The sequence below is a fragment of the Planctomicrobium mucosum genome (assembly GCF_051466335.1).
Classification (GTDB): Bacteria; Planctomycetota; Planctomycetia; order Planctomycetales; family Planctomycetaceae; genus Planctomicrobium.
The window spans coordinates 3,388,372-3,402,571 of sequence record NZ_CP195793.1; the positions used below are offsets into that span (position 1 = coordinate 3,388,372).

Here is a 14,200-nt window from a genome sequence, read left to right on the forward strand (position 1 = left end):
CGCACTTCTGATTCAATGATTTTCAAATCAGTGGCTCCGACATGTCGTCTCTGGTCAAGACCGACGTTGGCCAGCTTCAGAGCATTCTGCTCTCCAGATGATTTCTCTCCACTTTGATGATCGAGGTTTTATGCGCGGAAGTTCCGTCCAAACGTTGATTGAATCTCACGGTCCAGCAGGGTTCTATCACAAAATTGTTGAGCTGCTGAATGAGAAGAAATTGACTCCCGATGACTTCTCCTACCATGAATTGGCGGATGCGTGCGGCGTACTCCCTCGCTTACGCTCATTGAATGAGTCGCAACCGCTTGACGACTTGCTGGATGTACCAGGAGCGGTCAACACTCTGTTGCGGGAGTCCAATCCCGGTGCAAGCGCACATCTATTCCAGGTGGTTACTGGCGAACTGATTGGCCGCAAGGTGATTGAAGGTTACGAAGACGACGCGGGCTTTATCGGTGATCGTCTCGTCAACGCGATTCCCAGCCGACTTCGCAACGCCAAGATCGCTGGCTTTCGAGCACTGGGTGGTCCAACCGAAGTTGCTGAGGGGCACCCGTACGAGGAATCGAGCTTCGCCGAAAAGTTTGTCACCTCGCTGGAATCGAAGCAGGGTCGCATCCTCAGCATTAACGAGGAGTTGATTGCATTCGACCAAACCGGCGAAATCCATCGAAGGGCGATGGCACTTGGATATTACCTGCGACAGGAACGAGAACGCACGATCGTCCGGGCAGTGACTGATGCAGATGCCTCGGGAGGTCAATTCGTCTACCGCCCCTCTGGAACTGGACAGTCTCTCTACGCGTCGAATGGTTCCAATCGGAACTACATCGGAAGTGGCAATACCACATCAAGCGCCTTCAACGCTGCGGTCCCATTGACCAGTTGGACCGATATCGAGAAAGCGCTGCACTATCGCGCGACTGAGGTCAAAGATGACCGGGTGGATGGCCAATCGCGACCAATCGTCGCTCCTGCGCGGCAGATCCTGGTTTCCGAGAAGCTTCGCGGAACGGCACGGAGTATTGTGCAGTCGACCGAAGTCCAGGTGAACACATCCAGCAGCGAAACCCGTTTCGCAAATCCAGTTCATAATCTGCTGGAAGTGCTGAGTTCTCCGTTTCTTGATGAGCAAGGGGGGAGCGCCGCCTCGCACTGGTATCTGGGCGACTTCCGCCGTCAGTTTATCTGGACTGAGATTTGGCCGGTCCAGACATTCCTGCAACGCACAGAAGGTCCTGCATCGTTCGATCGGGATGTGGTTCTCCGTGTGAAGGCTCGCTACTTCGGCGGAGTGAGTGCGGTTGACACTGCATATGTGACAAAGGTGACTGGGGCGTAACCAAGAACAACAGCCACGCTAAGTTTTCGATTTCAAAAAACGAACGGACCTCTTCATCGCAGTGATGGAGAGGTCCGTTGAGTTTTCATATTGATGCCGATGCGCAGGTCGGGGATTCGACTCCCACCTCCAGCACAAAGCTCCCCTGAGGGGCCTCTTAGTACATCTGTACCTGCTTTTCGTAGGAGATGTCGTACTTCTTCATCTTCTTATAAAGCGTGGTTCGGTTAATCCCAAGAACCCGGGCTGTCTCCTGACGATTCCAGCCATGCTGTTCCAAAGCATCGATGATGATTTGTCGTTCCGGATCAGCGAGGGCAGACTTCAACCCTGCAGATCCAAGGGACCGGTTGTAACCATAATGAGCTTCTACTTCCTCGCGTCGGAAGTTCTCTGGAAGGTCATGGACGCCGAGCACATCGGATTTCGAAAGAACCACTGCGCGTTCAATTACGTTCACGAGTTCACGAACATTCCCCGGCCAGGAATAACGCTGCAACGCTTGCAAGGCGTGATCGTCAAGCCCTCGAATGTGCTTACCGGTCTGCTGATTGAACTCCGCAAGGTAATGGTCAACCAGCAGCGGAATGTCGCCGAGTCGCTCTCTCAATGGAGGCTGCGTCACGGAAATGACGTTGATTCGGTAAAACAGGTCCTGTCGGAAATCGCCCGAGCGGACGCGTGCTTCGAGGTCTTCGTTCGTTGCGAGAATCAGGCGAACGTCCACCTTGTGAGTGACAGACCCGCCGACGGCTTCGAACTCACGATCCTGAAGAACTCGCAGTAGCTTGACCTGCAGGCTTTGTGACGCTGTTCCGATTTCATCCAGGAAGAGCGTTCCGCCGTTCGCCTGTAGAAACTTCCCAGGCTTGTCCTGTGTTGCACCGGTGAATGAACCTTTGACGTGTCCGAACAATTCGCTTTCCAGAAGCGAATCAGGAAGAGCGCCGCAGGCGACTTCGATGAACGGTTTATCACGACGTGAACTGAGTTGATGGATTGCACGAGCGGTGATCGTCTTCCCCGTCCCGTTTTCGCCAAGGATCAACACGGTTGTGCGGGTATCAGCGACGCTTTCCACGAGGTCGAACATCTTCGACATCTTGTAGTCACGACCGATAATGTTCGAGATGCCAAATTTCTCGTTGAGTTGTTTTCGGAGCGACTTATTTTCTTCAACGATCTTGCGTTGCCCTAAAGCACGCTGAATCGAGAAATTCAATTCATCGTCGATCACAGGTTTCGTGAGGTAGTCGAACGCTCCGAGTCGAATGGCTTCGACAGCACTTTCAATCGTGCCATAGCCAGTGAGCAGAATAATCGCGGTGTCAGGGCAGTGAAGAACCGACCATTCCAGTAGCTGGAAGCCATCCTGATCCGGCAGATTGACGTCACAGATGACGACCTGAAAGGGCATCTCTTTCATGCGATCCATTGCCTCTCGGCAAGTAGTCGCAGTTTCCGTCCGATGACCGAGGCTTCTTAGATAATCAGCCATCGCTTCGCAGATGTGGCGATCGTCATCAACAACTAGCAACGAACCCTGGTTCGTCATGATGTTTCTTTCTCTATGCATACGGCGAACCCGCCGGTCGGCGATTCGGAGCCAGGCCGTCGTATCCGCGAACATGCCAGGCTCGAGGCGCGAGGTGTACTCTTGCCGGTGAACTCAATTCATTCTTGAACGTGCAAACCGAGAGATCATCCCGACTGACGTCGAAGTTCATTCGTACCGGAGAGCGGGAGGGTTCCGCGATGCCCGACACAATACGACAACTCTGCGATCCGCTGACTCAAACAGTCGTCGGTCGAGAGGTCGATTGCGCAGATGTGCTCCGTCTTGTCATCGCTTCTCTATCCAAAGAAGCTGGCGGTCGACTTGGCTCGCGTCGATTGGGTTGAATCCATCCGTAGCGACACGTGTTGCTTCGATCGTTACAGAAAACTACGTCATGGATGCCGCGAGGCAACAAGTTTTCCAAGAATTTGTGGCGAGAGTGAATCGCGTGAATTCAGTGAGGTCCGACAGAGTAACAAACCTCAAAACCTGTGGTTTCCCAGAGATTTACGCGATTTCGCTCCTCACCTCTAAGGGGCCCTGAGAACAGTGTTGATTTCCCGAAACACAAAGCGTGCATTTCGTCAACGCGATTCAAATTTTCAACTGAGTTGATTGATAAAAAAAGAACGCCAATTTTGACACGGGCGTTCTTTTTTTAGATTCAAACACTTCGATATGTGGCGTTAGCGAGAGAGATTGATCACGCCGGTTTCTGGGCTGGAAGCTGTCGCGTACAGCCGCTTGGGAATACGACCAGCACGCCATGCAGACCGTCCGGCCCGGCATGCATCACGCATTGCCTGAGCCATCAATGGAGCGTCCTGTGCGCTTGCAATCCCTGTGTTGAGCAGGACGCCATCGCATCCCAGCTCCATCGCGATGGCGACGTCGCTGGCAGTTCCCACTCCAGCATCAACAATCACCGGATAGTCGGGATCGTTCTCTTTCAGGTATTCCAGACAGATCCGAATATTGTTCGGATTCAAAATCCCCTGCCCGCTCCCGATTGGACTCCCAGCGGGCATGACCGATGTCGCCCCAGCGTCCTTCAGACGACGAGCTGTGATTGGATCGTCTGTGGTATAGCAAAGGACTTGAAACCCATCAGCGACCAGTTTTTCAGTCGCCTGAAGCGTCGCGATCGGGTCTGGGAGAAGCGTGCGAGTGTCTCCCAACACTTCCAGCTTGACCCAGTCGGAGCCCGGGTTTTCAAGACCGAGGAGAATCTCTCGCCCCAACCTTGCAACACGAACAGCGTCGTCGGCATTAAAACAGCCGGCGGTGTTCGGCAGAATCGTATATTTCTTCAGGTCGATGTAGTCGAGGATATTTCGCCCCTCCTTGTCGATCAGTCTCTCGCGACGGACAGCGACCGTAATGACTTCAGCTTCGCTGATTTCAAGACAATTCCGCATCTGGTCAAACGTCGTGTACTTACCGGTTCCAACAATGAGTCGGGACTGGAAAGTGTGGCTGCCCAGAACAAGTGGCTTGTCTGTATTTAGCAGGAGAGGAGAACTCATGGAATTTGTCCAATCTCAGGAGATCAGGAAATCGGCCGACCTCGGGACTCAACGTCAACAAGTGACGTCCGTTCACTCTAGAACGCTACCAGTTGAGGATCGTTGAGGAATAAGAGTGACAGAAACGAACCATTAAGGCACCATCATCCACGGGGACAACGGTGCCTCATGGCAATTTCGCCTAGTCTTCCAATGGAAGTGCGACAGGAGCGTTCTCGTTCGCGCTGATAGCGACTGCTTCGAGAAACTCCATGTAACGAACGCCCGTTGCGAAGTCGTTGAGAGTGACTTTCTTTTCGCCACGAATTGCAGCGATAAAGTCTTCTTCAACCTGCCATTTCCCTTTTTCTTCTTCAGGAATATCGAGCTTGGAAAGCTCTTTGTCTTCAGACCGGCCGATGTACATCACTTCCTGTCCATCGACAAATTGAACTTTGATTGTCCCGCGACTTCCATACAGGTGGATACTGGTGCCGGGGCCCAAAAGTGTTACTCCACTGATATGGTAGATGGCCCGAGCGCCACCCTGGAGTTCAGCGAGGATCTGCACTGAATCTGGGACCGTCACTTCTGCAAATCGATTCTCGTTCGGCAGCGGGCGAGTCGGCTCGAACAGCTCGGTCATTGCGAAGACCTGAACAGCCTGTGGCGCCCAGCGAAGCAGTGTTTCGTGAAGGATTCCCAATGACAGAATGTTATTTCCAGAGACCTTGGCGCATTGTCTCCAGTGGAGTGGCTTGCTGTAGTCCCAGAATTGATCGGTTGCTCCGGTGACCACCACTTCACGCAGATCGCCGAGGTAATGGTTCTTCAACAGGTGATCGACCGCAGGTCCACAGACCAATCCGTACGGGCTGGGGACGATCTGAGCGACCTGTTTTGGAAACTTGCGGGATGTCGCGAGCATCTGCTTGGCTTCCGCAAGATTGCGGGCCATCCGAGCTTCCGTCAAGACGTGCTTCCCGGCCTCGAGAGCAGCACAAGAGATTTCGCAGTGAGTGTCAGGCCAGGTTCCGATCACAACAGCATCAATTTCTGGATCTTTCAGAAGTTCCTGCCATGTATCGTAAATCTTCGGAATTGCGAATTCGTCAGCGACTTGACGGCTGGATTCCGCTGTGCGGTTCGAAACCGCGACGATCTGAACCTCTGAAACACTTTTCAACCCAGGAATGTGGCGAACGCGGGTGTTCTCACCAGCACCAATTAATCCAACACGAACGATGTTCGACATTCCAGACACGCCTCGACTCTAAATTACGTTTTCGGAACAACTGAAGCGTAGAAGGATATCGAACTTCGATTGAAATCGGGAGCGAAAAACGAAGATTCGAACCCAGTTCAAATCAACATAAACTGATACCTCTCAACTCAACGATGCCATCTCAGTGGATTCGTTCTCGAAAGTTGTCTGCGTTTGAAGTCCTGCACCGATGGAATTTTCCCATAGTACCGTTTACACTCCGATTCAATATCCTCTTGGGATGCTGGAAGATGGATCCACCTTTGGTCACTGCAGCTGATCACTGCAGCACTCCAGTTCAGACAAGAAATTCGTGGATTTGTCCGCGTTCTGGCAACTAGTGTTCAGTTAATCGCCGTAGGAAAATTTAATGTCTCGTTCTTTCATCTTCACCAGTGAATCAGTCAGCATGGGGCATCCTGATAAGGTGTCCGATCAGGTTTCAGACGCAGTTCTCGATGCGATGCTCGCACAGGATCCAAACTCACGCTGCGCTTGCGAAACTCTCTGCACAACCGATTTTCTGGTGACTGCTGGTGAAATTCGTACAAATGCAGAATTCGATACGGAAGCGGTCGTTCGACAGGCTGTTCGCGATATCGGCTACACCAGCGACGACATTGGCTTTAACGCGGACACTTTCGAATACGTCAACCGCCTGCATCAGCAGAGCGCTGACATTGCGATGGGTGTGGATGCTGACGGCGCTGGCGACCAGGGACTGATGTTTGGTTTCGCTTGCAACCAGACTCCAGAATTGATGCCGCTTCCAATCGCTCTGTCGCACCGCATTCTGAACCTCCTGACTAAACTGCGCCAGGAAAACGACGTCGATTGGCTCCGCCCAGACAGCAAGAGCCAGGTCTCGATCAAGTATGTCGACGGCAAGCCTGTTGGCATCACAGCAATTGTTCTGTCCACACAGCACGCTGCCAGCGTGAATCAGAAGCAGATCGAAGAGTACATCCGCTCTCGCGTGATTCCTGAAACTGTTCCTGCTGAACTGCTCACAGCTGAAACAAAGTACCACGTCAATCCAACCGGACAGTTCATCATCGGTGGTCCACACGGCGATTCCGGTTTGACCGGCCGTAAGATCATCGTCGACACTTACGGGGGATGGGGCCGTCACGGGGGAGGCGCATTCAGCGGTAAGGACAGCACTAAGGTCGACCGCTCCGCCGCTTACATGGCTCGCTACGTTGCAAAGAACATTGTTGCATCCGGTGTCGCCGATTCCTGCGAAGTTCAACTCGCTTACGCAATCGGCGTTGCTGATCCTGTGAGCATCTGCGTCGACACTCAGGGAACCAACAAGGTTGATGAACGCAAGATCGAAGCTGCTGTTCGCGATCTGTTCCCATTGACACCTCAAGGCATCATCAGCCACCTCCAGCTCAAGCGCCCCGTCTTCCGCAAAACTGCGAGCGGCGGTCACTTTGGACGTGATGACAAAGACTTCACATGGGAGCACACTGACAAAGCAGAAGCTCTGAAGAAAGCACTGAGCTAATTCGAGCTTCCAATCCGATCGACGTTTTGACCGCTCAGGACAGAACGGCCGATTGAGTGTATCTGATTTGATAGCAGCATTGTTCCATTGGGAGCGATGCTGCTTTTTTTATGGTCTGACCGCTCGCTGCGACGTCACTGCAACGAGCAGGATTGCGCAGAGGGTCCTGCGACATCTACTTGTCATTCGATACAACAATCCACACACAACTTCGCACTCCCGCGCACAGCAAAGCACATTGAGCGCGAATTCTGATGGTCACTTCGAAGTTGAAATCACAAAATGCCCTTCGGCTTTGACGCAGTCCCTGAATTGAGTTGGTATGATTTCCGAAACGGATTCAATCGCATCCATCCTCAAGACAGGAACGAATATGAGCTCCAATTTTGGACGTCGGGATTTTTTGAAGACTTCCGCTTTGACGGTTGCTGGGGCAGCGATTTCGATTCGCTCATTGCGCGCCGAAGAACCTGCTGAAAAGCGGGAGCATTCGAACAAAGGCAAAATTTTCATTGCCAATAAGGGCGGATCAATCGGGAATGGTGTCGACGGCATCGTCGCGACCCTGGAGCAATATCGGAAGCTTGGCTTCGACGGGATCGAAGGGGACAGCCCGGGCCTGAAAGTTGCCGATGCTAAGGTCGCAATCGAAAAGACCAAGTTCCCAATCCACGGTGTCGTCGACAGCGTTCACTGGGTCCAACGCCTTTCATCCCCAGATGAAGCAGTCCGAAAGATTGGTCTGGACGCACTGATTCAGGCAGTTCGTGACTCCAAGGAAATCGGCGGCTCCGCTGTGCTGCTGGTTCCAGGCAAAGTGACAGGCGAAGATGAAAATCACGATCAGGTCTGGGAACGATCAATCGTCGAAATTCGTAAGGCATTGCCTGTTGCTGAAGAACTCAAGATCAAGATCCTGATTGAGAACGTCTGGAACGGCTTCTGCGAAACACCAGAGCAATACCGCGATTACATCGATGAGATTGGCAGCGAATGGTGCGGTGCCTACTTCGATATCGGTAACGTTCGACGATTCGGCAAGCCAGAAGAGTGGATCGAAATCCTCGGCAAGCGAATTGGAAAATTGGACGTCAAAGACTGGGGTGAGAAGAACAGCTTCTGCCGCCTCGGTGAAGGTGACGTCGATTGGCCAGCAGTGCGAGCAGCCCTCAAACAGGTCGGCTACACCGGATGGGCCACCCGAGAAGGGGCCGACAAATCACTCGAAGATACAGTTGAGCTCATGAACAAACTGCTTGACCTCTAATCAAAGGTCTGGCGGTGTCTTCTTCTGCACAGGAGTGTTGTGATATTTCGCGACACTCCTGTGCACTTTTTACGCGCCTTCAGGATTTTCACCCAGCATCCGCAGAAATGATTTTACGCCGACTGAATTCGTCTCTCTGAGATTCCAAGGACGCGTTAAAGTACACGGCGTTGTGAGGCTCCCGATCTAAAGGCAGCCCCCGTCGAATAGAAGCCCGCTATCGAGAATCCTGAGATGAAAGAGTTACTCCCGGAAATTGTACTCGTCAGACATGGTGAGACCGTCTGGTCCAAGACTGGCCAACACACAGGACGAACAGATCTCCCCCTCACTGAAGTGGGCGAAGATGAGGCTCGATCACTGACCGAACGACTTTCCGGGATTCACTTCGACCGCGTTCTTGTCAGTCCACTGCAGCGGGCACAAGAGACATGCCAACTCGCTGGGTTCCTGAACTTCGAGACGATCCCTGACCTCGCAGAGTTGCACTACGGAGCATTCGAAGGTTTAACTGCTGCCGAAATCCAAAAACAACACCCCGGTTGGACCGTCTTTCGGGATGGAAGTCTGGGAGGAGAGTCAGTCGACCAGATCATCCAGCGAGGAGAACGAGTCGCAGAATTCTTGAAGTCGCTGAATGGAAGAACTTTGATTTTTTCACATGGCCATTTCAGCAGAGTGATCGCAGCGAAGTGGTGCGGATTTGAGTTAGATGTGTGCAACCATCTCTCGTTGGCGACGACACATTTCGCAGTTCTTGGCTTTGAACGCAATAAGACGCTTCCAGTGATTCGACATTGGAATCTTCGAGACCTCAGCAATCGTTAGTCCCGCTGACGGACTCAATTCGAAAGCTGTGAGCCAATACGACGAAATCATAGAGTGCCGTCGGAGTTGCAGTCGAAGGCAAGGTTCAAAGGGTCAACTGCGCCTGAAAGGACTGTTCGCAGCGATTGAGGGGGCAATCGCTCCCATCGAATTGCTTGCCTGTTTGTGAACGGTCGACAAGTTTCAGTTCTTGGAAAAAATCAGTTCAGGATTTCGCTGTTCCGTCGCTCAATGATCTCCTCATCCGGGATCTGCTCTAATCCATTCGCATGCTGTCGTAATTCGAGTGCGGAGTCTTGGACGCGGACTGGAAAATCGAGACTGGGGTCGAGTCGATCGCCCGCTAAATTAGATCCCTGCTGCTGGGCCGGCGTTGCCTGCAATGAGGAAGGAGCCTTTCGTCCTCCGGGTTGAGCGACTTCCAGTCGAAACCCGAGATCTCCAATCCAAAGCACCTGACCAACTTGCAGCGTTGCCTCCCGTTCGATCGCATCCTCATTCACACGAATCCCGTTCATGCTGCCGAGATCTCGAACGACGATCCTGCGATCGATTTGCGATACGCAACAGTGTTTTCGCGAGACCTTACGGCTATTCGTCAGAACGACATCACATTCTGACCCCCGTCCAAACAGGACGATTGCTTTGTCGAGGTGGATCGGCGAACCACCCTGTAACGGAATCAGCACCATGCTCATTTGGTCTCACATCCGATTTCTCTAAGTGAACTCGATGGATTCAATTTTTATTCACCGGCATAGAAATCTCCACCCGATTTTCCATCACATTTCAGAATTGTTGACATTGCATCGATAGAAATCGAATTAAAGGGCGAACGGATGGCAACCACATTCTCGCCGAGAGCACCGAAGTGACGTGCACTCGGAATATTCTTTGCGCATCGAATCTTCCTGACAAGCCGACTCAGCCCCACTTTGCACAAAGCCCCCGCCCCCACCGAGCGGTGCGGATCATATACAGATGAGGGGAGACAGCATCGATCTGCATCACCATTCGATCATTTCACCTCCTCTTTTTTCACGAATCCGGTCGAAAGTGGCGGCTACGCTGCTCCAAAACGTCACATTTCCCAGCGAATCTGATCACCCAATGGGATGCGGAGATTGTGAAAGATCGGTACTCTGATACCAGACAAATCATCTCATCCGACGACTTTGCTTCGACCGAGCACACGCGGTCCAGTAGCGACCGTCAATGAATGCAGTCGACGCGCCTCGTCCCCTCCCCTCTAGCCCGCTGAAGAATTTTCCGTTCAGATCAGACAGTTTCCTTCCAATGTCAACTTCCCGGTCAATCGCAGCCTCGCTCCTCGCTTTTCTGCTCTGTGCAGGTCTGCTCGCTGCATTTTTGACCGGCATCGGATCAAGGATCTATCACGATTGGAATCTGGTTTTTCAGACTCAGTTGGCTTCGTTCAGCTTCTGGGGTTTTCTCACTCTTTCACTCTGTTGCGTCGCTGCCATTACTGCATTGTTCCGCTATGAGCAAAGACTCGTCCCGCTTCGGCTGGGAATCGGGCTTCTCACGCTACGACTCTCGCTGATTCTCATCATCTTCCTGACTCTGCTGAAACCGATTTGGACTTGGTCCTACGACCAGACAGAACGACGTCGCCTCCTCCTGGCACTGGACGTCTCACAAAGCATGGAGACGGTCGACAAACAGGCCACGCAGTCTGAACAGATCCGTTGGGCAGAGGCCATCGGCATGCTATCAACAGGCGATGACCAGAGCAGCACAAAAAAATGGATCGCCGACATACAGGCCGGCCGTGAGCCCGTCTGGGTATCCGCGCAGGAAGAACCGGATGCTCAACGACGTGAATCTCTCGCTCAGATCCGCAAACAGGCAGTCGAAGCTCAACTCGCGGAACTGAAGGGACTGTCTCGCTACGAAATTCTACGCCGTACGCTGGAGCAGTCGCTCGTTCCAACTCTGGCCCCACTTCAAAAGCAGTTAACCTCTCAGTTCGCGGCAATCGCGGACTCGGCGGAGTTAATGAAGGACGGGGACCTGCAAAAGTTCGCGACCGTCAACGATTTCCCGATCAAGCGAAACCACACGAACCTCGTCGAAGTGGCGACCGCCAGCGCGCTGGGGTCGAACACATCACCACTGGCTGGGGTCGTCGTTTTCAGCGATGGAAATGATACCAACTCTAAGAAGTCTGCCGAAGTCATCAACAGGCTGTCAGGCCTAGGTGTCCCGGTGCACACAGTGCTTATTGGCTCGGAACATCGTCCCAAAGACATTTCGGTGCTTCACGTTGACCATCCGGAATCGGTCTTCCTCAACGATCACCCGTTAATCAAAGGTGTTCTTCAAACGTCGGGTTATGAAGGGACGCCTCTGCGGGTGTTTCTCGATGATCTTGACGCTCTTGATGAGGCCCCGCTGGAACAAACGCTCACTCCAATCGGCCCAATCGCCGAGGTTTCGTTCACACTTCCAGACCTCACCGCCGGTCGCCACAGATTCCGAATTCGAACAGAAATTGCACCGGGTGAAAGTCGCGAAGACAACAACATTCAGGAATTCTCGCTGAATGTCGTCGACGATCGGGCACAGATCCTGCTGATCGAAGGAGAGAGTCGTTGGGAATTTCGATTTCTCGATGCTGCTTTGACTCGTGACAAACAGGTCACCATCGATCACGTGCTCTTCGAACAGCCATTCATGCGCGTACTGAGCCAACCGTTTTTTCCAACGAAAATCGACGAAAGTGAATCGACCTCCAGCCCGGTGACACCGCTAGCGAAATACGATCTCGTTCTGCTCGGGGACGTTTCCCCACAAAACCTCGGTTCCCACGAGTGGACCATGATCGATCGCTATGTACGGGAAGAAGGAGGGACTCTTGTCCTGACTGCTGGCAAGCGGTTCTTTCCAGCGGCGTATCGTGGCACGCTCATCGATGGACTGCTTCCGATTGAGAACTTCCGCGAGATTCGCGCCAACGATGCCGTTCAAACCGGGTCGCCAACGACCCGAGGGTTCCGGCTTGCAATTACCCCAGAGGGAAATCAGCTCCCCATCTTCCAACTCGACGCAGATCCCTCGACCTCAAAGAAAATCTGGGCGAGCCTCCCCGGTCACCTTTGGGGAATCGTCGGTGAAGCACGTGCCGGAGCATCGGTCTGGGCCTCAGCGACCGGTGCCAATGTGCAATCGAATCTCGCCTCCGAACGTCAAAACGCTCTGATCGTGCAACAGTACGTCGGCAACGGGCAAGTCGTCTGGATTGGAATCGACAGTACATGGCGATGGCGATATCTAGTTGGGGACCTGTATCACCACCGATTCTGGGGCCAGCTCATGAGATGGGCAGTTTCGTTCAAGGCCACGGCAGGGAACGATCTTGTCCGACTCGGACTACGTGAGTCAGCGATCAGTGCTGGACAAACGGCTCACCTTCAGGCTCGCTGGAATCAAAGAATCATCAGCAAAACTCCCCATTTCCAAACGGAAGCAGTGATCGAACGAACGGGAGACGGTCCCGCGTTCTCTCAAACCGTTTCACTTCAGCAACGACCCGGAAATCCGCTGATTTTCGAAGGCCAATTCGCAAATCTCCCTGCCGGGGAGTTTCTGATCAAACTGAAATCCAATGCAGAACTCGAAGGCAACACGCTTCCCGAAATTCCGCTCATCGTCAATGCGGAACTGACAGCAGAGCTGCAAAACGTCAGTACGAATCGAGCATTACTCGAGCAAATTGCTTCGTCAACGGGGGGTAAATTCCTCCAGCTCAACGAACTCGATCAACTCCCGGAATTGCTCACCAAGACTCAGGAAGTTCAACGGGTCCGAGAAGAAATTCCCCTTTTTAATCACTGGCTGATTCTGGTGCTCTTCAGCGCCATCGCCATGACGGAATGGGTGCTCAGAAAACTGAATGGCCTCCCCTAACCTGAACAGCAACTCCCTGTTCATTTTGGGCAAAAATCATATTAACAGCAGATGGAAAACAGAGACCGAATGATTTATTCTTCGGCACACCCGGGATCCATGCTAGTTCTTTGATAAGCAAACAGGGGCAATGAATGCTGCCGATCGTTCAGATTTCGCTCGATTTGACCAATATCGATGAAGCCCTGTCGACAGCAGAAATGGCTCTCCGTGCCGGCGTCGACTGGATCGAAGCGGGAACTCCTCTGATTCTTGCTGAAGGATTACACGGCATTCGTGCCCTTCGCAGTGCCTTTCCAAAAGTCCCCATCGTCGCAGACCTTAAGACGATGGATGGCGGATATCTCGAAGCGGAGATGATGGCGAAGGCGGGAGCAACACACGTTGTTGTGATGGCTCGGGCTCACGAAGAAACGATTCATTGCGTCGTCAAAGCTGGCCACGACCACGGCGTCAAAGTCATGGGAGATAATCTCGCCGCTCCGGATATGGTCGCAGCCGCAAAATGGCTTGAAGACCTCGGATGCGACTACATCGTGCACCACATTGGCTACGATGAACGCCGCGGAATTGTCGCAAAGGGTGGGCGCCAACCGAGCCCGCTGGATCAGCTGCGCGAAGTTGTTGAGGCTGTCAGCGTTCCGGTTCAAGCGGTCGGTGGACTCAGCCTCGAGCAGGCCGTCTCCTCGCCGGGCTATGGGGCGCCGCTTGTGGTTCTGGGGGCTCCGCTCACAATTGATGCCGACGCCTTCAAGACCGCTGACGGAAACCTCGAAGACTCGCTCCGACTGATTTGTCAAAAGGTGCATAGCTACGGAGACATTCCGGTCGGACGCAAGTAAGCAAGGCGGCAAGTTCGCGACCATCCCGGAGTCGGTCAACACATTGCATTGCGAGGAATAGCGTCTCTTAACCGATATCAGCAGTTCGTCTGACCAGACTCAACGATTCACACAATCTGAAAACACATTCCCTCATCCCCCACTTTGG

Annotated in this window: 11 protein-coding genes; 7 read left to right on the plus strand and 4 right to left on the minus strand. The window is 53.0% G+C overall.

From position 1 onward, the window contains the following. The first annotated feature begins 130 nt into the window (after positions 1–130). Positions 131–1,345, plus strand: a complete 1,215-nt coding sequence (locus SH668x_RS13480) for a phage major capsid protein (RefSeq protein WP_437185585.1) — start codon at positions 131–133, stop codon at positions 1,343–1,345. 157 nt (positions 1,346–1,502) lie between these two features. On the opposite strand, the gene SH668x_RS13485 is transcribed toward SH668x_RS13480, so the two are convergent. Beyond that, positions 1,503–2,900, minus strand: coding sequence for a sigma-54-dependent transcriptional regulator (locus SH668x_RS13485; protein WP_437185586.1), 1,398 nt, complete (start codon positions 2,898–2,900; stop codon positions 1,503–1,505). A 200-nt stretch (positions 2,901–3,100) separates the two neighbouring features. Here SH668x_RS13485 and SH668x_RS13490 point away from each other — a divergent pair, with 200 nt between their 5' ends. After that, the gene (locus tag SH668x_RS13490; RefSeq protein WP_437185587.1) at positions 3,101–3,247 is read left to right on the plus strand and encodes a hypothetical protein; all 147 of its coding nucleotides are present in this window, start codon (positions 3,101–3,103) and stop codon (positions 3,245–3,247) included. Between the two features lie 342 nt (positions 3,248–3,589). Here the strand turns inward: SH668x_RS13490 and SH668x_RS13495 are convergent, their stop codons facing one another. After that, positions 3,590–4,429, minus strand: coding sequence for a thiazole synthase (locus SH668x_RS13495; RefSeq protein ID WP_437185588.1), 840 nt, complete (start codon positions 4,427–4,429; stop codon positions 3,590–3,592). A gap of 181 nt (positions 4,430–4,610) precedes the next feature. Further along, positions 4,611–5,663, minus strand: a complete 1,053-nt coding sequence (locus SH668x_RS13500; RefSeq protein ID WP_437185589.1) for a Gfo/Idh/MocA family protein — start codon at positions 5,661–5,663, stop codon at positions 4,611–4,613. A 379-nt stretch (positions 5,664–6,042) separates the two neighbouring features. Here SH668x_RS13500 and metK point away from each other — a divergent pair, with 379 nt between their 5' ends. From metK to SH668x_RS13515, 3 genes are all read left to right on the plus strand, one after another. After that, the gene (metK, locus tag SH668x_RS13505) at positions 6,043–7,185 is read left to right on the plus strand and encodes a methionine adenosyltransferase (RefSeq protein ID WP_437185590.1); all 1,143 of its coding nucleotides are present in this window, start codon (positions 6,043–6,045) and stop codon (positions 7,183–7,185) included. A 373-nt stretch (positions 7,186–7,558) separates the two neighbouring features. Next, positions 7,559–8,452 carry a sugar phosphate isomerase/epimerase family protein gene (locus SH668x_RS13510; RefSeq protein ID WP_437185591.1) on the plus strand — a complete coding sequence of 298 codons (894 nt, stop codon included), beginning with the start codon at positions 7,559–7,561 and terminating at the stop codon, positions 8,450–8,452. Between the two features lie 234 nt (positions 8,453–8,686). Further along, complete coding sequence (locus tag SH668x_RS13515) at positions 8,687–9,280, plus strand: histidine phosphatase family protein (protein WP_437185592.1); 594 nt, start codon at positions 8,687–8,689, stop codon at positions 9,278–9,280. Between the two features lie 200 nt (positions 9,281–9,480). On the opposite strand, the gene SH668x_RS13520 is transcribed toward SH668x_RS13515, so the two are convergent. After that, on the minus strand, positions 9,481–9,978 hold the full coding sequence (locus SH668x_RS13520; protein ID WP_437185593.1) for an FHA domain-containing protein: 498 nt from the start codon (positions 9,976–9,978) through the stop codon (positions 9,481–9,483). Positions 9,979–10,576: 598 nt separating this feature from the next. Here SH668x_RS13520 and SH668x_RS13525 point away from each other — a divergent pair. Continuing rightward, positions 10,577–13,210: a hypothetical protein gene (locus SH668x_RS13525; protein WP_437185594.1), complete on the plus strand. Its 2,634-nt coding sequence runs from the start codon at positions 10,577–10,579 to the stop codon at positions 13,208–13,210. A gap of 134 nt (positions 13,211–13,344) precedes the next feature. Continuing rightward, a complete protein-coding gene (locus SH668x_RS13530; RefSeq protein WP_437185595.1) occupies positions 13,345–14,052 on the plus strand; it encodes an orotidine 5'-phosphate decarboxylase / HUMPS family protein in 708 nt (235 codons plus the stop codon). Positions 14,053–14,200 lie beyond the last annotated feature (148 nt).

What these genes read in the sequence shown, in the direction of transcription:
- SH668x_RS13480 (WP_437185585.1), top strand. Translation starts at nt 131, where the DNA reads ATGCGCGGAAGTTCCGTCCAAACGTTGATTGAATCTCACGGTCCAGCA.
- SH668x_RS13485 (WP_437185586.1), bottom strand. Translation starts at nt 2,900, where the DNA reads ATGACGAACCAGGGTTCGTTGCTAGTTGTTGATGACGATCGCCACATC.
- SH668x_RS13490 (WP_437185587.1), top strand. Translation starts at nt 3,101, where the DNA reads ATGCCCGACACAATACGACAACTCTGCGATCCGCTGACTCAAACAGTC.
- SH668x_RS13495 (WP_437185588.1), bottom strand. Translation starts at nt 4,429, where the DNA reads ATGAGTTCTCCTCTCCTGCTAAATACAGACAAGCCACTTGTTCTGGGC.
- SH668x_RS13500 (WP_437185589.1), bottom strand. Translation starts at nt 5,663, where the DNA reads ATGTCGAACATCGTTCGTGTTGGATTAATTGGTGCTGGTGAGAACACC.
- metK (WP_437185590.1), top strand. Translation starts at nt 6,043, where the DNA reads ATGTCTCGTTCTTTCATCTTCACCAGTGAATCAGTCAGCATGGGGCAT.
- SH668x_RS13510 (WP_437185591.1), top strand. Translation starts at nt 7,559, where the DNA reads ATGAGCTCCAATTTTGGACGTCGGGATTTTTTGAAGACTTCCGCTTTG.
- SH668x_RS13515 (WP_437185592.1), top strand. Translation starts at nt 8,687, where the DNA reads ATGAAAGAGTTACTCCCGGAAATTGTACTCGTCAGACATGGTGAGACC.
- SH668x_RS13520 (WP_437185593.1), bottom strand. Translation starts at nt 9,978, where the DNA reads ATGAGCATGGTGCTGATTCCGTTACAGGGTGGTTCGCCGATCCACCTC.
- SH668x_RS13525 (WP_437185594.1), top strand. Translation starts at nt 10,577, where the DNA reads ATGTCAACTTCCCGGTCAATCGCAGCCTCGCTCCTCGCTTTTCTGCTC.
- SH668x_RS13530 (WP_437185595.1), top strand. Translation starts at nt 13,345, where the DNA reads ATGCTGCCGATCGTTCAGATTTCGCTCGATTTGACCAATATCGATGAA.